Source organism: Bartonella sp. AP150HLJHH (assembly GCF_042196385.1).
Classification (GTDB): Bacteria; Pseudomonadota; Alphaproteobacteria; order Rhizobiales; family Rhizobiaceae; genus Bartonella.
On the sequence record NZ_JBHIQC010000011.1, the window covers coordinates 1 to 20547 of the forward strand.

General features: G+C 36.8%; 14 protein-coding genes and 1 tRNA gene. 9 read left to right on the top strand and 6 right to left on the bottom strand.

Annotated elements, in window-relative coordinates; all coding sequences use genetic code 11:
• The first annotated feature begins 147 nt into the window (after positions 1-147).
• Positions 148-540, top strand: coding sequence for a helix-turn-helix domain-containing protein (locus tag ACFING_RS05830; RefSeq protein WP_375611592.1), 393 nt, complete (start codon positions 148-150; stop codon positions 538-540).
• An 89-nt stretch (positions 541-629) separates the two neighbouring features.
• Here the strand turns inward: ACFING_RS05830 and ACFING_RS05835 are convergent.
• A tRNA-Glu gene (locus ACFING_RS05835) sits at positions 630-704 on the bottom strand.
• A 1341-nt stretch (positions 705-2045) separates the two neighbouring features.
• On the opposite strand from ACFING_RS05835, the gene ACFING_RS05840 reads away from it, so the two are divergent.
• On the top strand, positions 2046-3362 hold the full coding sequence (locus tag ACFING_RS05840; RefSeq protein ID WP_375621331.1) for a homoserine dehydrogenase: 1317 nt from the start codon (positions 2046-2048) through the stop codon (positions 3360-3362).
• A 141-nt stretch (positions 3363-3503) separates the two neighbouring features.
• The gene (gene glpX / locus ACFING_RS05845) at positions 3504-4490 is read left to right on the top strand and encodes a class II fructose-bisphosphatase (RefSeq protein ID WP_375630166.1); all 987 of its coding nucleotides are present in this window, start codon (positions 3504-3506) and stop codon (positions 4488-4490) included.
• A 105-nt stretch (positions 4491-4595) separates the two neighbouring features.
• Here the strand turns inward: glpX and ACFING_RS05850 are convergent, their stop codons facing one another.
• Positions 4596-5702 (bottom strand): branched-chain amino acid aminotransferase, encoded by a 1107-nt coding sequence (locus ACFING_RS05850; protein ID WP_375630167.1) that lies wholly within the window; start codon positions 5700-5702, stop codon positions 4596-4598.
• Positions 5703-6006: 304 nt separating this feature from the next.
• Here ACFING_RS05850 and ACFING_RS05855 point away from each other — a divergent pair, with 304 nt between their 5' ends.
• Positions 6007-6282: a hypothetical protein gene (locus ACFING_RS05855; RefSeq protein WP_375630168.1), complete on the top strand. Its 276-nt coding sequence runs from the start codon at positions 6007-6009 to the stop codon at positions 6280-6282.
• A 180-nt stretch (positions 6283-6462) separates the two neighbouring features.
• On the opposite strand, the gene ACFING_RS05860 is transcribed toward ACFING_RS05855, so the two are convergent.
• From ACFING_RS05860 to ACFING_RS05870, 3 genes are all read right to left on the bottom strand, one after another.
• A complete protein-coding gene (locus ACFING_RS05860) occupies positions 6463-8979 on the bottom strand; it encodes an SPOR domain-containing protein (protein ID WP_375630169.1) in 2517 nt (838 codons plus the stop codon).
• 151 nt (positions 8980-9130) lie between these two features.
• Positions 9131-10888, bottom strand: a complete 1758-nt coding sequence (argS, locus tag ACFING_RS05865) for an arginine--tRNA ligase (RefSeq protein ID WP_375630170.1) — start codon at positions 10886-10888, stop codon at positions 9131-9133.
• A 30-nt stretch (positions 10889-10918) separates the two neighbouring features.
• Complete coding sequence (locus tag ACFING_RS05870) at positions 10919-12121, bottom strand: deoxyguanosinetriphosphate triphosphohydrolase (protein WP_375630171.1); 1203 nt, start codon at positions 12119-12121, stop codon at positions 10919-10921.
• Between the two features lie 108 nt (positions 12122-12229).
• Here ACFING_RS05870 and ACFING_RS05875 point away from each other — a divergent pair, with 108 nt between their 5' ends.
• The 5 genes from ACFING_RS05875 to glmS all read left to right on the top strand — a co-directional run bounded on the left by ACFING_RS05875 (position 12230) and on the right by glmS (position 17775).
• Positions 12230-12553, top strand: a complete 324-nt coding sequence (locus ACFING_RS05875; protein ID WP_375613096.1) for a HesB/IscA family protein — start codon at positions 12230-12232, stop codon at positions 12551-12553.
• A gap of 39 nt (positions 12554-12592) precedes the next feature.
• Positions 12593-13582 carry a carboxypeptidase regulatory-like domain-containing protein gene (locus ACFING_RS05880; protein WP_375630184.1) on the top strand — a complete coding sequence of 330 codons (990 nt, stop codon included), beginning with the start codon at positions 12593-12595 and terminating at the stop codon, positions 13580-13582.
• A gap of 43 nt (positions 13583-13625) precedes the next feature.
• Positions 13626-14414: a cytochrome c biogenesis CcdA family protein gene (locus tag ACFING_RS05885; RefSeq protein WP_375630185.1), complete on the top strand. Its 789-nt coding sequence runs from the start codon at positions 13626-13628 to the stop codon at positions 14412-14414.
• Between the two features lie 14 nt (positions 14415-14428).
• Positions 14429-15778, top strand: coding sequence for a bifunctional UDP-N-acetylglucosamine diphosphorylase/glucosamine-1-phosphate N-acetyltransferase GlmU (glmU, locus tag ACFING_RS05890; RefSeq protein ID WP_375630172.1), 1350 nt, complete (start codon positions 14429-14431; stop codon positions 15776-15778).
• A 173-nt stretch (positions 15779-15951) separates the two neighbouring features.
• Positions 15952-17775, top strand: a complete 1824-nt coding sequence (glmS, locus tag ACFING_RS05895; RefSeq protein WP_375611533.1) for a glutamine--fructose-6-phosphate transaminase (isomerizing) — start codon at positions 15952-15954, stop codon at positions 17773-17775.
• A gap of 356 nt (positions 17776-18131) precedes the next feature.
• Here the strand turns inward: glmS and recG are convergent, their stop codons facing one another.
• Positions 18132-20240: an ATP-dependent DNA helicase RecG gene (gene recG / locus ACFING_RS05900; RefSeq protein ID WP_375613094.1), complete on the bottom strand. Its 2109-nt coding sequence runs from the start codon at positions 20238-20240 to the stop codon at positions 18132-18134.
• Positions 20241-20547: the final 307 nt, after the last annotated feature.

A 20547-nucleotide genomic window follows, 5' to 3' on the forward strand; every position in this document is an offset into this window, starting at 1 on the left:
ACTTTTTAGAATTAGAGACCCTTTGGACCTCTGGTTTTGCTAAAAAACCACCCCGAAAAGAACTCTTGATTCGCAATAATTGAAGAAAATCATAAAAAGATTTGTTAGAATCAGAAGAAATATTTCTTCTCTAATAGGACTTTTTATATGGTTACATCTTTTGGTAAAATTTTACGGAAACTTCGCATTGATCACTCCGAACGCCTCTTAGATATGGCTAAGAAATTAGACATATCTGTATCATTTTTATCTGCTGTAGAAATTGGCAAAAAATCTGTTCCTGTAGGACTGGAGGAAAAGATAATTGAACTCTATGCTTTAGATCAAGAGGTAGCAGAAATTTTGAGAAGAGAATCGGATGCTTGTCGCAAAAGTTTTACAATCAAGACTTCTGATCCGTTGAGGCGTAAAACTGTTGGCATGTTTTTTAGAACTTTAAAAGATTTTTCACAAGAGGATTTAGAAGCATTCAAAACATTATTAGAGATGATTAGCGAAGCGCAAAGAAAAGAAAATGCTACTGTTGTAGACAAATGTTAGAAAATCCTATTCCCTAACTTTTATTTACGTATCCCGTACTTTTAAAAAGATATATAAAATCAATAGATTATGTACAGAAAAAAGAAACATGGTACGCCCAAGGGGAATCGAACCCCTGTTTCCGCCGTGAAAGGGCGATGTCCTAACCGCTAGACGATGGGCGCAAACCAATGATGAGGCTTATAGAGAGGATCTTTTTACTTCGCAAGCCCTCTGTGTCATTTTTTTTGAAAAAAGAGTGTTTTATTGAATAATTTTTGAGCGATTCCTGTTTGGATCATTTTATTTTCTAAGATTTTTTGTAGAAAAAATATAAAGTTATCATGATTGATAGAAAATTTTGATGTGGGAATCATCTCAGGGAATGATATTTTCAGTTTGAGGAGTAGGCAAAAATGATCAAAAACAGCATTTTTATGTATTTATTTTTTGCATATTTTATCGCTTGTTATCTTTGCTCACCACATGAGAATATTATTTAACTTGCTTGAAAGAGCCTTTATACAGAAGATTTCTCATTTGAGCTTATCATAAAACAAAAACTGTATAATTTATGAAGTAGAAAGACAATATTTATTACCAAATTAATAAATAATACCAATCATATAAAATTTTTTTGATGAATAATCCATAGATTATTTGCAGTTTAAAAAAATATAAATAGATATTTGTATGATAAAAATGAAAATATTAAAGCAATTTTTATAGAATATATGAAAAAAATATTTTTTTATATTTACTTTTACATGTCTGTAAAATTTTTAAAATTAAAAACCATTCATTTGCTCTTTTACATATTGAGAAGGTTCTTGATTTGAAAATGAATTAGCGTGGATAAAGGGTAGATTGAGTTTTTTCTCATTTCAATTCGCTAGTTTTTCAAAGAGGTGGCAATAAGTTTAGATAAAATATTCGAGTTTTGTAAATTTATTCTCCATATTTATAATATTTCAGAATTATGGTATACAAATATTAATTCTTGTTTTTTAATTTAATGTAAGGTTCTATTTTGATATATGGGTTCATTAATATTTTTGCATTAAAGATTTATATTTCAAACTATGGAATGGTAGGAAGGAATGTGTTATTATTTACTGATCTAATTTGTTTTATCCATTCTTTTAATTTATCATATGAAAGAATGTTTTTTGTTCCGTATTTGTTAATTTAGAAGAGATGTTTTTATTCTTTCTTACTAATCCTTAATATTCTTTAACTTGTTATTGATTATTTTTTAGAACTTTTCTTTATGGCAACTTGCATTTATCAGTTTTACAGATTTTCATTCTGAATTAGATGTTTTATAAAGATTCTGAAATCTTTGAAGACAATAAATATTATATTTTTAGGAATGTTGATTGAACAAGCGGGGATCATTCTATTGGAGAACATGAAGTGAATAGAGCAGGGTATTTCTTTTGTTCTTATGAACATAAGTACTTTTTGTGTTGATTGGCACATCATTTAAACGATTTTTCAGTGAAGATAGGGATCAGTGGTTAATAATGGCAGAAGCTTTAAAAGTTGGTGTTGCGGGACTTGGTACAGTTGGTACTTCAGTTGTTCGAACTCTATGTGAAAAAGCGAATAGTTTAGCTTGTCAATGTGGGCGATTCATCAAAGTTGTTGCTGTTAGTGCGCGCGATAAAGGCCGCAATCGTGGACTTGATCTCAGTGATATAAAATGGTTTGATTCACCTGTGGAGTTGGCTGCTTCTGATGAGATTGATGTTTTTGTAGAGTTAATTGGTGGTGAATTGGATGTGGTGTATACCGCTGTTAAGAGAGCGCTTGAGGCGGGACATCATGTTGTAACAGCCAATAAAGCTCTTCTTGCTCGACATGGAGTAGAGCTGGCTATAATTGCAGAAAAAAAAGGTGTTTTTCTTCATTTTGAAGCAGCTGTTGCAGGGGGGATTCCTGTCATCAAAGCGATGAGAGAATCACTTGTTAGTAATCGCATATCGCGAATTTATGGTATTCTCAATGGAACCTGTAATTATATATTAACACGCATGTTTACGGAAGGTCTTTCATTTAAAGATTGTTTAGCAGATGCACAGAGACTTGGGTATGCTGAAGCAGATCCAGCTTTTGATATTGAGGGAAATGATACTGCTCATAAATTAGCTTTGTTGACAAGCTTGGCATTTGGAACAGCTGTTTCGTTAGATGATGTTTATGTTGAAGGAATTCATAATATTTCGCAAATTGATATTAGAGCAGCTGATGAATTGGGGTATCGGATTAAGCTTTTAGGGGTTGCATTAAAAACGGATTCTGGAATAGAGCAACGTGTTCATCCAACAATGGTACCAGCTTCCTCAATGATTGCACAGATAAATGGTGTAACCAATGCTCTTTCTATTCAAAGTGATTTATTAGGTGAATTACTGTTTTCTGGTCCTGGCGCCGGAGGAAAGGCAACAGCATCAGCCGTTATTGGTGATTTGGCTGATATAGCAAAAGCGCGTTCTGGTTTTCAGTATGCACCTGTTTTAAGACGTCCAGCATTAGAACTTACTCCTCATAAAAAAGCACGTATTTCGCATCATGCAGGTGGTTATTTTATTCGTTTAAATGTTCATGATCGTACTGGTGTTTTTGCCGCGGTCGCAAGGCATATGGCTGATAATCACATCTCATTGGAGTCGATTGTTCAAAGATCTTTTGTAGAAGATCAAATTGAAAAAACAATTATTTTAATTACGCATGAAACAACAGAGGTGAATGTACGACAGGCACTTGCAGAAATTGAAAAAGATGGACATCTTGTTGCAAAATCTCAATTTATTCGTATTGAACCTATGGCAAAGAATTGATAACTTTCTTGATAATAAAAAAAGCACGCTTGAGTTCTTTTATCTCTTGTGGAAAATTTTCATCTTTGCCAAAAAACTTTATTCTTAGTATTTAATAAGGACTCATATTTTTCTGGTATTCATTCGGTAGGATTTTTTCATATGCCCACAACTCAGAAGATTTTAAATGGACTTGATCGTATTTTGACGCTTGAATTGGTACGTGTTACTGAACGTGCTGCTGTTGCTGCTGCACGCTGGCGCGGACGTGGCGATGAAAAGGCAGCGGATCAGGCTGCTGTAGATGCAATGCGGCAAGAACTTAATCGATTGCCTATTGATGGTACAGTGGTGATTGGTGAAGGTGAGCGGGATGAAGCGCCTATGCTTTATATTGGAGAAAAAGTAGGTTTTCAAAGTGGATTGGCGATCGATATTGCACTTGATCCACTAGAGGGTACAACACTTTGTGCTAAAAATATTGCCAATTCTTTGGCAGTAGTTGCAATTGCTGAAAAGGGTAATCTCCTTTATGCCCCTGATGTTTATATGAACAAAATTGCTATTGGTCCTGGTTATCCAAAGGGAGTAGTCGATATAAATGCTTGTCCTACCGATAATATACATGCTCTTGCGAAGGCTAAAGGAGTGACTGTTAATCAGATTGTTGTTTGTATTATGGATAGACCTCGTCATGAAAAATTGGTTAATGAAGTACGAGCGACAGGGGCGTCGATTCGCTTGATTGGGGATGGAGATGTGGCTGCTGTTATTGATACAACTGATCCAGAAGAAACAGGTATTGATATCTATATGGGGATTGGTGGAGCACCTGAAGGTGTCTTAGCTTCTGCTGCTTTGCGCTGCATTGGAGGACAGATGCAAGGTCGTTTGCTGCTAGATACAGAAGAGAAAATTGCTCGTGCAGCTAAAATGGGGATTAGTGATCCCAATAAGGTTTATACAATGGAAGAAATGGCAAAGGGTGATGTTTTGTTTTCAGCAACAGGGGTGACAGATGGCAATATGCTTTCTGGTGTTAAATTTACATCTCGTTACATTCAAACGGAAACTCTCGTAATGCGCTCCCATACGGGTACAGTCCGTAATATTAAAGCAAAGCATAGAAATCATTCGAAATTTGATTAGTGCTTTCTTTTTTGCCACTAAAAATAGAGGGAGTTTTTCTAGGAAAAACGCTTCCATGAATTTACTTTCATGGAAGCGTTTATAGATATGAGAATACCTTAAATATTATGAGAGCTGGACAGAATGTACCCAGCCATTTTTATCTTCTATGTTCCCTTTTTGAATGCCAACCAATTGTGTACGAAGCTGCTTTGTAACTTCTCCAACTGTTTCATTTCCAATAATAAATTCTCCCCCTTTATATCTAAAACGACCAATTGATGTGACAACGGCAGCTGTACCACAAGCAAAGGCTTCTTTAAGGTGTCCACTCTTTGCATCTTCTTGAAGCGCTGCAAAAGAATAAGGACGCTCTTCTATTTTTAATCCCATTTGTTGAGCTAACCTTAAGATTGAATCACGGGTTATCCCTGGAAGGATAGTTCCATTAAGTGGGGGGGTTACAAGTGTATTATTGTCCATAATAAAGCAGACATTCATACCACCAAGTTCTTCAATCCATTTATGTTCAATCATATCAAGGAAGAGTACTTGGCTACAATTATTTTCAGTTGCAGTTTTTTGTGCAAGTAAGCTTGCTGCATAGTTTCCACCACATTTGGCAGCCCCTGTTCCTCTTGGACCAGCACGACTATAATCTGTTTCAATCCAGACGCTGACAGATTTTTCTTCTCCTTTGAAATAGGATTCAACTGGAGAGGCTATGACACAAAAAAGATATTCTTGAGAAGGGCGGACTCCCAAAAAGTTTTCATTGCCAAACATAAATGGACGGATATAGAGGCTAGCGTTGGGCTGATCAGAAACCCATTTTTGATCAATTTTTACTAATTGATGAACGGCATCCAGAAAAATATCTTTTGGCAATTCTGGCATAGCTAAACGTTGTGCTGATTCTATAAAGCGTTGTGCATTGGCATCAGGACGGAAGAGCAAGATGCGTCCATCTTTTGCACGATATGCTTTTAAACCCTCAAAAATTTCCTGTCCGTAATGTAAAACGGTACTTGCAGGGTTAATTTCTAAAGCTTTGTATTGAGAAATGATGGCATTGTGCCAGCCTTTGTCTTCAGTCCATTGAATAGTACACATGTGGTCTGTAAAAAATTGACCAAAACCGGGACTTTTTAAAATTTCTTCATATTTTTCTTCTGACAGAGGAGATGGGTGTTTTTCTATTTTAAAGGGAAGCGATGATATGGGAGATTTCATAAAAAACCTTTTGAGTATGTTTCATTTTTATTAATAAAAATAATGAAATATTTTGATTATAACTCTATTATTAACAAAACCTTTGTGTCAATGTTTTATTATAGAACATAAAGGAGTTTATTATAGAATTCAAAGGTATGGTAAGTATTTTAATTCTATCCCTACCTCTTTTTCTCAACTTTATGAAGTAAGCTGGAACTTTTGTCTATAATTATCGTTTTCTCACAATAAGTATCTGAATAATTTCATATATGCATATTTTCTAGAAATTTAAAGGTAAGGGAATTGAGAAAAGGAATCCACTATGATTGATAAAAATTATCACACATATGAAGAACGTATGGCAGCAGAAAGAAGAGATAGTGAACAACGTGTTTCAATCGCTAAGGGTATTTTTGCTATTCTTCTTGCGATGGTTATTATCTGGTTTATTTTTGGTTTTTTAGGATCTTTTTTTGCAAAATCTCCTGAACATAGTTCGCGTTATAATACCCCAGAAACAAGCCAAAGTGTAACAACGCCCAAAAAAGATTTAAATTCGCTTCCTCCTGTACCTTATACCTATAAGGGTACGGAGTAATTTTTTCGTAAATATAATCTTTTAGATAGGGCGAAAATCGACGTAGATTAAAGAATAAAGTCAGTGCAAACAGATAAGCGAAAAAGATAGGACGATTTTAATTTCTGAAGTTTTTGATAAGTAATTAAATGGTATGGAAATAAATAATGCAACGGTTGTTAAAACCGTTGCATTATTGGTTTAGCGTGTGATGAAGCAGCTTCCACCAGAACTTTTAATGGATTCACAAAGGATTATGGCTTCATTACGGTCTTGCGCTTGAAGTCGAACACGGTAATAAGTACCTTTTCCTGGTATAAAAGCGGATTGAATATTTAAAGAACGGGCACCGATAAGGAATCCAAATTTAGATTTCATATTTTTTAAAGAATTTCTAGCGAGCTCATACGTTGGTTGAGATGCAAGTTGTACGTAATAACTTTCTGAATTTTGTGCTGCGACTCTGTTTGGTGATATGGGGCGAGACGCGGCTGGTGTTTCAACTTGTGTATTTCTTTCTGCATGAGAAGGGATAGGGATAAATTTTTCTTCAATATTTGAGCTAGAATTATTTTCTGCGATTATTTTATCAATATTATTTTTGAGATCATGATCTCTTTCTTGGTCGTTTATATCAGAATCATGCGACGAAACAAGGGACGGATCTTGAAGTTCATTAGAAGTTTGATCAATGCTTTCTTCAGATTGAGCAGCAGTTTTGCTGTTTGTTTGATGCGCGGGGGCTAGTGTAACTGTACCATCTTGATTGACAATAACAGTTTGTATTTCTCGCATTGGAATAGTATGGTTTATGGCTTCTGTGACTGCATCTTCAACATCAGATTCATTTAAAGACGATGAGGAAACGTTTGAAGATTCTTCAGGGTTTAATTCTTTTAAATTTTCAGGTTGTTCAGAGTTATCAATAAGAAATTGTTGTGTATTTTCTTGTTTCTCATTTTGTTCAGTTGTTTGTTTATAGATATCTAAATTATGTGCAACATCATTTTTCGTTCCAGTTGTTTCTGGTTTGAATTTAAAAGGCGTATTATCAGCGTGGATAATGATCGTTTCTTCATTTTTTTGTGATGGCATAAAAAAATGAGAATAACCAGCAAACCCAAGTCCTATTAAAATAAGTATAAAAAAACCTTTAATGAAAGTTTTACCAAAAATAAAACTTTTTAAGGGAGGAGGAGCTGATGGAGGCGTGGGAACCTCATCTGAGCTTGTGTATGATGAATTCTCGCTAAAAGAGGGAAAATTATATTCCATATTGGCAGAAGAAAAATAGTCGGAATTTTGTTCTTTAGAGTTTATATAAACACCTTCTTTTGAATTTTGCATAGACTGATGAAAAACTTCACTAAAAACCTCATTTTTCTGTTGTTTTTGAGAAAAATTATCCGTTGGGACATTCCCTACATTGAGTACATCAGCAAATTCTTCTTCTAAACCACCATTAGTTGGCACATCATATTCTGGCGCTTCGTACGGGACTTCTGGAACCATAATAGGACCAGTTTTTTCTACGATTTCCTCTGAAAATTTATAAGTATCAACATTGGGAGGGGGAGTATCTCTGTGCGTATAGTTATGGGCAAAAAAGCCATCCGTTTGTTTTGTATTTAAAGAGGGGGATGAGGAAAGAAACTCATCTAAATTATTTTCATTATATGAAATTTCTCTATTTGGGTTAGAGGCACCTTCGCCGTTATTGATGTATTGGGCTCGAGCCTCATCATATATCGGAACTTTTTCGCCATAAGTTTCTTGTTGTGAGGGGTTTTCTGCAAAAAAATGGGGATAATTGGTTGTATGATCTTCTTGTGAAGCCCCCTTTAAATAAGATTGTCTATCAACTGGTGGAGAATCTAAAGGTGAGGAGAAGGTACTTGTTGTTTGATTTCTTGCAGTGTTTTGTCTTTTTGACACAAGATTAGAAGATGAGAAAAACTCATTTTCCTCTGTAGAAGAGGAGACATTAGGATAATCCTTTTTAATCCAATTTTCTTGATCAGCTGAAATTTTATAGGGATGGTTTATAGGAGTGTCATAGAGGTTTTGATTGTCCTCATAAGTTTTTTGTATATTCGTAGTCTCAGGTTGTTGTGAATTTATTTGTGAAAAACGATTGGTTTGTTCAACATCTTCTGGCGTCTCTCTCTTATTTTCGTGCCTTTCAGATTTATCAAAAAAGAAATTTTCTGATTCTGATTGTGACATAAGATTACTTTTTTCAAGAAAAGGATCAGCATTGGTTGCTGTTTTTTTCTGTTGATGTGATTGATTCTTTGGGATTGGTAATGGAGAAAGCTCATCTAAAATTTGTTCTTCATCATGACTGCTAGGTGAAGAATATTTCTCTTCAGATAAATTATTTTGTTTTGAATGGTTGAAAGAAGAAGATTGTGCAATATCTGAGGCTGTTGCGTTGCTGGTTGCATGCAAGTCCCATTGTTTTTTTTGATCATCAAACGGTAAGTCATGTGCTAAATTTTTTTCAAGTTCCTCTTCTAGAAAGGAGAAATCAAAATCATCATCATGGGATGATGTTTCGGGGTGAGATGTTGATCGTTCTGTTTTTAAAGAAGATTGCTCATTTTGGTTTCCGCTTTGTTTGTGCGGATTAAAAATGCGCGTAAGCCTTTCTAAAGGATCATGGTGTTCATGATCGTGTTTTGTTTCGTGTAGATTTTTGCGATCGTTATCGCTCATAGCTTTTCTCACATGATGGTTTGCACTTACGTGCAATCACTGGTTGATTTTGATTTGTTATATTAAAATTATAAATTTTCCCCCTCTCATGCAAGGATACATGAAAAAGTTTATCAATAGAGTACCTATTGTATGTATTTATAGAACTTTTTCAACGCATTTCTATGGGTGCTTCGACTCCTATGATGGTAAGCCCTGATGATAAAATATTGATAACAGCTTGTATCAATCCTAATCTTGCAAAGGATAACTCTTTATCATCAGGTTGAATAAAGCGTAAATTGAGATTTTCACTCCCTTTATTCCAATGGGTGTGAAAGCTGGAGGCAAGGTCATAAAGGTAAAACGCTAATCGATGCGGTTCTTTATGAATTACGGCCTGTTCAATGATACGTGGATATTCAGAAAGTTTGCGTATTAACAATATTTCATGGTCATCTGTTAATCGATGAAGATGGGCAATCAATGTATTATTTGAAAAGCTTTTAATATGAAGCGCTTCTTGTGCTTGACGAAAGACTGAGTGACAACGTGCACTTGCATATTGTACGTAAAAGATGGGGTTATCTTTTGATTGTTCTGTTACTTTTGCAAAATCAAAATCAAGAGGTGCTTCACACTTACGGTATAGCATCATAAAACGCACAGGATCACGCCCAACCTCTTCGACAACATCCCGTAGAGTGACAAAAGATCCTGCTCTTTTTGACATGCGTACAGGATGACCGTTGCGAAAAAGTTTTACCAATTGACATAAGAAAACACTTAATTTGGCTTTATCACCAGAAATCGCTTTTGCCATTGCCTCTAGCCGCTTTACATAGCCAGCATGGTCTGCGCCTAGAATATAAATCATTTCATCAAAATGACGATTAAATTTATCCCGAAAATAAGCAACATCAGCAGCAAAATAAGTGTAAGAACCGTCAGATTTGACTAAAACACGGTCTTGGTCATCACCGACATTTGTTGAACGGAACAAAGTTTGTTCGCTTGGTTCCCAGTCTTCTGTATTTTGTCCTTTGGGAGGGGGGAGTTTTCCTTTGTAGATATAACCATTTAAAGTGAGGTCATTGATGGTGTTACGAATGGCGCGTGCATTATCTGCATAAAGCATTCGCTCAGAGAAAAAGATATCATGATAAATATTAAGAGCAGCCAAATCTTCGCGAATCATGGACATCATTGCATGAATTGCACGTTCTTTCACAAGAGATAAGGCTTCATCTTTATCCATCGTGAGGAGTTGGTCACCAAACTCTTGAGCAAGCGATTGACCCAATGGTATCAAGTATTCTCCAGGATAGAGTCCTTCTGGAATTTCATTAATTTTTTGCCCAAGAGCTTCACGATAGCGCAATAGTACCGAATGGGCGAGGACTTCGATTTGTTGACCCGCATCATTGATATAATACTCTTTTGTAATGTTATAGCCCGTAAATTGTAGCAAATTGGAGAGAACATCCCCAACAACCGCTCCGCGGCAATGTCCTACATGCATTGGTCCTGTCGGATTTGCTGAGACATATTCAACATTGACGCATTTTCCTTGTCCCATTGGAATACGACCATAAGAAGTGCCTAATTCAAGCATAGATTTTATAGCATCTTGCCAAAATAATTTTGTAAGTTTTATGTTTATAAAACCAGGACCGGCAACATCTATATTTTCGATAGAGGAATCATTTTTAAGAAGTTCTATGATTTTATCTGCAAGTGCACGTGGATTGTTTCCAATAGATTTTGCAAGCACCATAGCAGCATTGGTTGATAAATGACCATGGGAGGAATCACGCGGAGGATCAACAGTGATTTTTGATAAATCTAGAGATTCTCCATTTTTTCCTTTTATATCAGATAATTCAATTGATCTCTTAATTTTTTTTTCGAAGTTTTTAAAGATATTCATATTTAGCTTCCATGATGATGCCAAAAGCCATTAAACGAAATTATCTGTATGGTCAAATAAACGCTGATATTCACGTAGAGCGTAGTGATCCGTCATGCCTGAAAGAAAGTCTGCAATCAAACGTGCTAACTCTTGATTTTTTAAGTGCACTGTTTTGCTCTGCCAACTTTCAGGCATTGTATTTGGATTTTCATAATAACAATTGAATAATTTTTGTACAATGCATTTTGCTGCATTGCGACGACTAAGAACTTGTTCATGGTAGTAAAGATTTTTAAATAAAAAGTTTTTTAGTTCTTTTTCATAAACGGTCATTGTCGGTGAAAAGGTGACAATAGTTTGTTTTGCTTGGTGAATATCGTTTATGCTTGTTGGTTTGATGCGTGCTAAATTTTTTTGTGACTGTTTGATAACATCTTCAACCATGGTTGTTATTTGTCTTCGTACAAGCGTGTAACCGCGACGCGTTTGGTCGAGCTGGGGATGCTCATCTGTTATATCTTTTAATATTGCTGCTGTTAGTGAAACATGTTCAAATTGATCGAGTGTTAAAAATTGCGAACGTAGACCATCATCAATATCATGCGCATTGTATGCGATATCATCTGCAATAGCAGCACATTGCGCTTCTAGTCCTGCAAAACAATCGAGTGCAAGGTCTTGCTTTACATTGTATTGTAAAATATCGATAGGAACCTCCTTATTCTTCGCGTGAGGACCTAAAAGGGGACCATTATGCTTTACAAGTCCTTCGAGGGTTTCCCATGTAAGGTTAAGTCCATCAAAATTTGCATAGCGCTGTTCTAGTTTTGTTACAATGCGTAATGCTTGTGCATTATGATCAAAGCCGCCATAATGTACCATGGCTTCATTAAGAGCATCTTCTCCTGCATGGCCAAAGGGTGTGTGTCCAAAGTCGTGAACAAGGGCAATGGCTTCGGCAAGGTCTTCATCAAGACACAGGGCACGGGCTAATGTTCTTGCAATTTGAGAAACCTCTATGGAATGGGTTAGGCGAGTACGGTAATGATCGCTTTCATCAGCAATAAACACTTGCGTTTTATGTTTAAGACGTCGAAATGCATTAGAATGGATAATACGATCTCTATCTCGTTGAAAAGGTGAGCGTGTGGTGCTCATCGTTTCATGGTATAATCGACCACGGCTTGTTTGTGGATGAGCACTGTATACTGCTCGAGATTGGTAATTGAAGTTGATATTTCCTATATCCATTGCAAGCTGTCTATTATCATCTTAAAATTGAGAGTGGTTTATGAGAAATAAACTGCTCTTTGAGTGTAGGATACTCTTTCTTGATGGTTTAATGCAAGGATATATAAAATGAATGTGAAAATTTCAGATGTTGCTGCCAAAAAAATTGCACAGATACTTTTGCGTGAAACCGATAAAATAGCATTACGTATTTCTGTTGAAGGTGGTGGGTGTTCTGGTTTTTCTTATAAATATGACTTGGTTTCTGAAATGTGTGAAGATGACCTCGTTCTCAAAAAAGACGGGGCAGTTGTGTTTATTGATTTACTATCACTTCCTTTTATGGAAGGAGCTGAGATTGATTTTGTTGATGATCTTATGGGGCAGTCTTTTCAAATCCACAATCCCAATGCTGTTTCATCGTGTGGTTGTGGTGTAAGTTTCTCAATTTAAAATGATGGCTGTGTGATATTGTTTCTTGAAAAAAAGATCATGTTGGTCAACAATGCAAAAATGGGTATTCTTATAAAAATAGTGCACCGATGTGTATGGTTGTGCGTGGTGCTTGCTTTATTGACTTGGAGTCACTGTGCTTTTTCTGAAGCAGGAGAAGGGCAAGATCTGCAGCAGAGACAATCAAGGAGTTTTATTGTAAAGACTCAAGAGCAGGAAAATGAAAACTTAGCATCTCAAACACAACTCATTTTGAATGCTCGATTAACAAATAGTCATCCGGATATTGAAAAAGGGCTTGTCTGGCGGGTTTATGCCCCTATTCTAGGGATTGATAATAAGTTACCATTAGTGGCAACCTATAAGGGGGGAGGTGCACGTTTTAATCTCGAACCAGGAAATTATCTTGTTCATGTCTCATTTGGTCATATGAGTGCTGTGCGCCATATTCGTTTAGAAAATGGGCAGAGTCTTGTAAAAAACTTTAATCTTGAGGCTGGTGGTGTCATTTTAAATGCAACACTGCTCAATGGCGTAATGAATGAAAAGGAACTCCGTTTTACCATTTATGAGGATGAAAAAGAAAATGATGATACGGGAGTGATTATATCAAATGTTAAACCCCACTCAGTTGTGCGTTTAAAAGCTGGCCGCTACCATGTTGCTTCCCATTATGGTTCTATTAATGCGACGGCTCGTTCCGATATTCAAGTGGATGCGGGTAAAATAACAGAAGTTACTCTTGAACATCAGGCCGCTCAGATTGTCTTAAAGTTGGTGCGACAAGAAGGAGGAGAAGCGCTTGCAGATACAAGTTGGTCTCTTGCCAATGATTCTGGTGATATCGTTTATGAAACAGTTGGTGCGTATGTTTCACTCGTGTTAGCAGAGGGAGAGTATATTGCAATTGCTAAAAATAAAGATAAAATCTATCAAAAAGTTTTTTCAGTCGTTTCTGGTCATGATGAAGATATAAGTGTGATAGCGAATGAAGAAAATATGCAACAAATTGATGAAGATGTGGATTGATCATTGTTCATGGGGGTAAACTATGATGAAAGACGGGGTATGAATTTTGATTGAAATTTCAACAGTTGGTGTGTTTTTTGCTGGGGCACTCTCTTTTTTGTCACCATGCGTTTTGCCGTTAGTTCCTCCTTATTTGTGCTATATGGCAGGGATTGGTATTAACGATTTTCGTTCAGAAAAGCAGAATGAGAAAGTATTTATACGGCGGGCGCTTTTATCTTCTGTTATTGCTTTTGTGCTAGGTTTTACAACCGTTTTTGTTGCTTTAGGTGCTAGTGCAAGCACAATCGGCAAGTTCATTGGTTATTATCGTGATTGGTTTGCGCTTGCTGCTGGTATTATCATTATTATTTTTGGTTTAAATTTTTTGGGGATTTTCAAGATCGCTTTTTTATTTCGTGAGGCGCGTTTTCAGACCAAAAAAACACCTGCTGGTCCTTTAGGCGCGTATATTATCGGTTTAGCTTTTGCCTTTGGTTGGACACCGTGTATTGGCCCTATTTTAGGACCTGTCATAACTCTTGCTGGAACAAAAGAAACTGTAGGTGAGGGTGCTGTCCTTTTAGGGATTTATGCGTTAGGTCTTGGCGTGCCTTTTGTGCTGGCGGCTTTATTTTCAAGCAGTTTTATGAAATTTTTGGGAGTTTTTCGTATTCATTTAGGAAAAGTTGAAAAAGTTATTGGATTTTTTTTGGTTGTTACGGGTATTTTGTTTTTGACAGGCTCTATGCAGGATCTTTCATTTTGGCTTTTAGAACATTATCCTTCGTTGAGTTATATTGAAGATATTCGTTGGCACAGTATTATGAATTTTTTTGGATTTTCTCGTTAGTCTTATGTGTTTTTATGGTTAGAAGTTGTCTTTCTATTGTTCTTGCCGCAGGTGAGGGGACGCGCATGAAATCGTCTCTGCCTAAGGTACTTCATAAAATTGCTGGATTGCCTCTTATATGCCATGTTCTAAAACAAATAGAATTGGCAGGCTCTTCACAATTAGCGGTTGTTGTGGGATATGGTGCTAAGGAGGTTATGCACGTTGTTCAGTCATTTGTAAAAGATGTAATGATTTTTGAACAAAAAGAGCGTTTAGGAACTGCCCATGCTGTTTTGTCTGCTCGTTTAGCTTTGCAAAAGGAGGTGGATGATGTGCTCATTGTTTTTGGGGATACTCCTCTCATTCAGCAAGATTCATTGCACCAAATGCGTGCACAGCTTGCTGATGGAGCAGATGTTGTTTTTGCAGGTTTTCATACCAAACATCCAACAGGTTATGGACGTCTTCTCGAGAAAAATGGTCAATTGATTGCAATTGTAGAAGAAAAAGACGCTAGCGATGAAGAAAAAAAGATTTCTTTTTGTAACGGTGGAATACTCGCTATGCGTGGAAAACATGCACTTTCTCTTTTAGAGAAAGTTGGTAATAATAATGTGAAAAAAGAATATTACTTAACAGATATTGCTTCTCTTGCAACACGCGAAGGATTAGATGTGCGTGTTGTTGAAGTTCCTTTTGAAGATATTGTAGGAATTAACAACGGTTTTGAGCTTTCTGAGGCTGATTCTTTGTGGCAAAAACGTAAAGCGCGCGATTTAATGTTATCGGGTGTTACACTCTTAAAGCCAGAAACACTCTATTTTTCTTATGATACAGAAATTGCACCAGGGGTGGTGATAGAACCAAATGTTTATTTTGGGTTAAACGTAAAAGTACAATCTGGTGTGGTTATTCATGCATTTAGTTATCTCGAAGGTGCTGTGGTTGGTAGAGATGCACAGATTGGTCCCTATGCACGTTTGCGTCCTGGAACAGAGTTGGCAAAGTCCGTAAAGATTGGAAATTTTTGTGAAGTCAAACAAGCTAAGGTAGGAGAATCTTCTAAAATCAATCATTTAAGTTATATTGGTGATGCCGAAATTGGTGCACATACCAATATTGGAGCCGGTACGATTACTTGCAATTATGATGGATTTAACAAATATAAAACCATGATTGGTGATCATGCTTTTGTTGGGTCTAATACGGCACTTGTTTCCCCATTGGTAATAGGGGATGGCTCTTATGTTGCTTCAGGAAGTGTTATTACTGAAAATATTCCTATGAACAGTATGGCTTTTGGGCGTGCACGACAGGTTATAAAAGAGGGCTATGCGACAAAATTTCGAGAGCGTTTGTTAGAAAACAAACAGAAAAAATGATTATTTTCAGCTTATTCTTTTGTTTCGTGTTAATCTAACGATGGATGGAAGATTTATTCTTAAAGATTGCCGTATTCCATGTTTGAATTATTTTTATTATTTATAGTTTTAAATAAAGGCTGTTGGATTGTTTTGTAAAATTTGAATCTTAAGATGTGGGTTGGAGCTTTTTAATGTGTGGAATTATTGGAGTTCTTGGAAAGAGGTGTGTTACGTCCTCTTTGGTTGAGGGGTTAAAACGTCTTGAATATAGAGGGTATGATTCATCTGGGGTGGCAACGGTCCATAATGGGCATCTTTATCGTGTACGTGCTGAGGGGAAGCTTGTTCATTTAGAAGAAAAATTAAAAAAAACACCTCTGGAGGGAAGTTTAGGGATTGGTCATACCCGTTGGGCTACGCATGGAATTGCTGTTGAACGCAATGCGCATCCCCATGTGACTGAAAAGCTTGCGATTGTTCATAATGGTATTATTGAAAATTTTGTAGAACTGCAAAAGGAACTCATAGAGGATGGTTGTATCTTTGAAACAGAGACGGATACGGAAGTTATTGCACATTTAATAACGCGTGCATTAAAAGATGGTCTTTCTCCGCAAGAAGCCATACGTACCAGTTGGAAAAGGCTGCAGGGGGCTTTTGCTATTGCTCTTATTTTCGAAGGTGAAGATAACCTTATGATTGCGGCTTGTTCTGGTCCACCTCTGGCAATTGGTTATGGAAAAGATGAATTTTTTGTGGGGTCAGATGCGATTGCTTTGGCACCATTCGTTGATTATATTAGCTATATGGAAGATGGGGATTGGGCTGTTCTCACACGGGAAGGTGTTACAATTTATGATGCTAACAACCAACCGGTAAAACGTCCTGTGACGACATTACTCGAAGGGGCTTTATTGATTTCTAAGGGTAATCATCGTCATTTTATGCACAAGGAAATGTTTGAACAACCTGAAGTGATTTCTCATAATTTGGCGCATTATCTTGATCTTGGAAATTATGCGGTTCGACCGCTTGAGAATTTGATTGATTGGAAAAATATTCATCGGCTTCTTTTTGCGAGTTGTGGAACGGCATATTATTCAACCTTAGTTGCGCGCTATTGGTTTGAGAAATTTGCCGCTTTAAGTGTTGATAATGATGTTGCTTCCGAGTTTCGTTATCGTGAACCTCCTATAACGTCTGATGTGTTATCGCTGTTTGTTTCTCAATCTGGTGAGACAGCTGATACATTGGCTTCTTTGCGTTATTGTCGTGAGCGGGGTGTAAAAACAGCAACAATTGTGAATGTAGAGCAATCAACAATGGCAAGGGAGGCTGATTTTATTCTCCCAACACTTGCCGGACCGGAAATAGGTGTTGCTTCAACAAAAGCTTTTACCTGTCAATTGGCAACGCTTGCTTCACTCGCTCTTAGTGCGGCTAAACAACGTGGCTATCTTTCGGCTCAAATAGAAAAGCAACTGGTTCAACAGTTGGCAGAAGTTCCACGTATTTTAAATGAGGTCTTAAAATTAGAGAGAAAAATTGAATGTATTTGTCGTGATTTGGTGAATGCAAAAAGTGTTCTTTATCTGGGACGTGGAACTTCTTATCCGATTGCTTTGGAGGGAGCTCTTAAACTGAAAGAGCTTTCTTATATTCATGCTGAAGGTTATGCGGCAGGTGAATTAAAGCATGGACCAATTGCTCTGGTGGATGAGACAATACCCGTTATTGTTGTTGCACCTTATGATCGGTGGTTTGAAAAAACTTTTTCTAATATGCAAGAAGTGGTAGCGCGTAATGGTCGTATTATTTTAATAACCGATAAAAAGGGAGCAGAAGTAGCTTGTCTTAAGACTTTATCAACGATCACTTTGCCAGATGTTCCAGAATTTATTTCTCCTATTATTTATGCACTCCCTGTTCAGTTAATCGCTTATCATACGGCTGTTTTATTAGGAACAGATGTTGATCAACCCCGTAATTTAGCAAAATCAGTCACGGTTGAATAAAAGTATATTTCTGAATCTTTTGGAGAATAATCAAGTGTAAGAAATTGATTTATAATGAAACTTATTTTTTCATTTTTCTCTGTTGAACGAGAATACTGAAGAAAGGTTTTTTATTCCTAAATCCTTTACGATAAAACGAAAAATATTTTCTTACCTATCAAAAAATAGATCAGTTATGTGAATATAATGGTAAAAAAAGACGCAATATTGCTTCTACTGTTTTAATGCAGTTGATTTGTTATTCGTTCATGAAGCATAAAGATGGTAAGAGACTGCGTAGATCATTTATGGGTAATTCTAAGAGAAAATCATATTTGAACAGAGAGGTATTTAAGTTTTTTATTAGAGGGTTTTTGTTATCCTGCTCGTAAGAGGCGTGCAGCATCGTTGTGTCCGAAAAGATAAAGGAGCAACCGTAAAGCTTGTCCTTGCTCAGAAGAAAGATGAGGATCGCGTTGTAAAAATAAACGAGCATCTTTTCTTGCCATTGACAAAAGATCGCTATGAACTGCAAGGTTTGCTATATGAAATTCAGGGACTCCAGATTGTTTTGTACCTAAAAGCTCTCCTTCGCCTCGTAGGCGCCAATCTTCTTCAGCAATTTCAAAACCATCTTCTGTATTGCGGATAATATTAAGGCGTGTTGCTGCTGTTTTAGTCAGTGGATCTTTATAGAGCAAAATGCAGGAAGATTTTTTATCGCCTCGTCCTACACGTCCACGTAATTGGTGCAATTGTGAAAGGCCAAAATGTTCCGCGTGTTCGATGATAATGATCGAAGCATCTGGAATATCTACTCCCACTTCAATGACGGTGGTTGCAACTAAAATACGTGTATTTCCACATTTAAAAGATGCCATAGCGGCTTCTTTTTCTGCTGTAGACATTTTTCCATGGATCATACCAACGTGTGCTCCAAAGCGCTCATGGAGAAATGCAAAGCGGTTTTCAATTGAAGTGAGATCAAGAGCTGTCGATTCCTCTACTAAAGGACAAATCCAATAGAGCTTTTCTCCTTTTTCTAATGCAATTGCGATTCTCGCTATAAGCTCATGAAGACGTTTCAAAGAAAGCGTTGCTGTTGTAATGGGTTGTCGTCCCATTGGTTTTTCGGTAATTTTAGAGACATCCATATCACCAAAAGCTGTTAAGACAAGTGTGCGCGGAATGGGCGTGGCGGTCATAACCAGCATATCAGCTTTATTGCCTTTTTCTGTAAGAGCGATACGTTGATGGACACCAAAACGGTGTTGTTCATCGATAATGGTTAAAGCGAGATTATTATAAGTAACGCTGTTTTGTATGAGAGCATGAGTTCCGATAACAATAGAAACTTGACCTGACAGAATATCATTCACGATATTTGTCCGCAATTTTCCTTTTTCTCGTCCTGTTAAAAGCGTTGTTTGTAATCCGACCTTTTCGGCAAGAGGAGCGATGGTGGCAAAATGTTGCCTAGCAAGCACTTCAGTTGGTGCCATTAAAGCTGATTGTCCTGAATTTTCAGCAATTTGTGCCATTGCCATCAATGCAACAACAGTTTTTCCTGCGCCTACATCACCTTGAAGTAGTCTTAGCATCGGTTCTGGTGAAGCAAGATCATTTGCGATATCTTCTACTGCTTTTTTTTGTCCGGTTGTGAGTTGAAAGGGGAGGATATTAAGCAATTTTTTAGTATAAATTCCTGTTGATGGTCGAGAAGTGCCAACAAGAGATTTAGTTTTCAAACGCACGAGTCCTAGTGCCAATTGACAAGCGAGCAATTCATCATAGGCAAGACGTTTGCGTGCTGTACTTTCTAAGGATAGATCATTGGGGTTAATGGGCGCATGGATACGGCGTAAAGCAACAGAAAAAGAAGGAAAATTTTGCTGCTTTTTTACATTTTCATCTATCCATTCTGGGAGGAGAGGAATAAAATCAAGAGTGTTTTGTATGGCGCGTCTTAGTGTCTTTACAGTTAGTCCTGCAGTAGAGGGATAGACAGGTTCGATGAGAGGTATCTGATTTGATTGTTCGCTTGGGGCAATATAGTCTGGATGCGCCATTGAAAGCTGTCCATTAAACCATTCAACTTTTCCTGATATAATGACTTTTTTTCCTTCGGGGAGTTGTTTTTTTAGCCAAAGAGGTTGAGCATGAAAAAAGACTAAATTTATTTTTCCTGTGTGATCATGGGCAATAACACGATAGGGAATTCGGTTGTGACCACGGGGTGGTGGTTGATGCTGATCGATGATAATTTCGAGCGTAACAGTATCTCCTTCTTTTGCACAAGTAATGTTGGGACGCATTCTGCGGTCTATAACGGAATGGGGCATTAATTGAAGAAGGTCAATAAGGGTTGCTTCGCGTTGTGTGGGATTAACATCTAAGAGTTTGGTCAATAAACCATAGACTTTAGGTGTAATACCAGAAAGAGTTCGGATAGAATTAAAAAGTGGGGTAAGAAGACTTGGAGGCATGAGCAAATTTAACCTGCCCTTTTTGTTTTTTCTAGACCTTTAGAAGAGCTTTTTGGGGATAAAGTCATAAAGAGGAGGTTGCTTTATTTACACATTGAACTTTAGGAAGAGAAATTAATATTTAAAGAAAAATACAATTAAATGGTCAAAAATTAAAGTGCTTAGATGAGGTATATTGTTTTTCTTTTTATTTTAGGTGTTTATTTGCTGTGAATAGAAGCATTTTCTTGATAGAACTCTCTTATAAATATTAATAAAATTGGGATATTGCTCCTATGTAGGATGATGAATTTATAGCTTTAAAGTT

Bases quoted from the DNA above. Each gene is read 5' to 3' on its own strand.
- ACFING_RS05830 (WP_375611592.1), top strand. From the start codon at position 148: ATGGTTACATCTTTTGGTAAAATTTTACGGAAACTTCGCATTGATCAC.
- ACFING_RS05840 (WP_375621331.1), top strand. From the start codon at position 2,046: ATGGCAGAAGCTTTAAAAGTTGGTGTTGCGGGACTTGGTACAGTTGGT.
- glpX (WP_375630166.1), top strand. From the start codon at position 3,504: ATGCCCACAACTCAGAAGATTTTAAATGGACTTGATCGTATTTTGACG.
- ACFING_RS05850 (WP_375630167.1), bottom strand. From the start codon at position 5,702: ATGAAATCTCCCATATCATCGCTTCCCTTTAAAATAGAAAAACACCCA.
- ACFING_RS05855 (WP_375630168.1), top strand. From the start codon at position 6,007: ATGATTGATAAAAATTATCACACATATGAAGAACGTATGGCAGCAGAA.
- ACFING_RS05860 (WP_375630169.1), bottom strand. From the start codon at position 8,979: ATGAGCGATAACGATCGCAAAAATCTACACGAAACAAAACACGATCAT.
- argS (WP_375630170.1), bottom strand. From the start codon at position 10,888: ATGAATATCTTTAAAAACTTCGAAAAAAAAATTAAGAGATCAATTGAA.
- ACFING_RS05870 (WP_375630171.1), bottom strand. From the start codon at position 12,121: ATGGATATAGGAAATATCAACTTCAATTACCAATCTCGAGCAGTATAC.
- ACFING_RS05875 (WP_375613096.1), top strand. From the start codon at position 12,230: ATGAATGTGAAAATTTCAGATGTTGCTGCCAAAAAAATTGCACAGATA.
- ACFING_RS05880 (WP_375630184.1), top strand. From the start codon at position 12,593: ATGTTGGTCAACAATGCAAAAATGGGTATTCTTATAAAAATAGTGCAC.
- glmU (WP_375630172.1), top strand. From the start codon at position 14,429: ATGGTTAGAAGTTGTCTTTCTATTGTTCTTGCCGCAGGTGAGGGGACG.
- glmS (WP_375611533.1), top strand. From the start codon at position 15,952: ATGTGTGGAATTATTGGAGTTCTTGGAAAGAGGTGTGTTACGTCCTCT.
- recG (WP_375613094.1), bottom strand. From the start codon at position 20,240: ATGCCTCCAAGTCTTCTTACCCCACTTTTTAATTCTATCCGAACTCTT.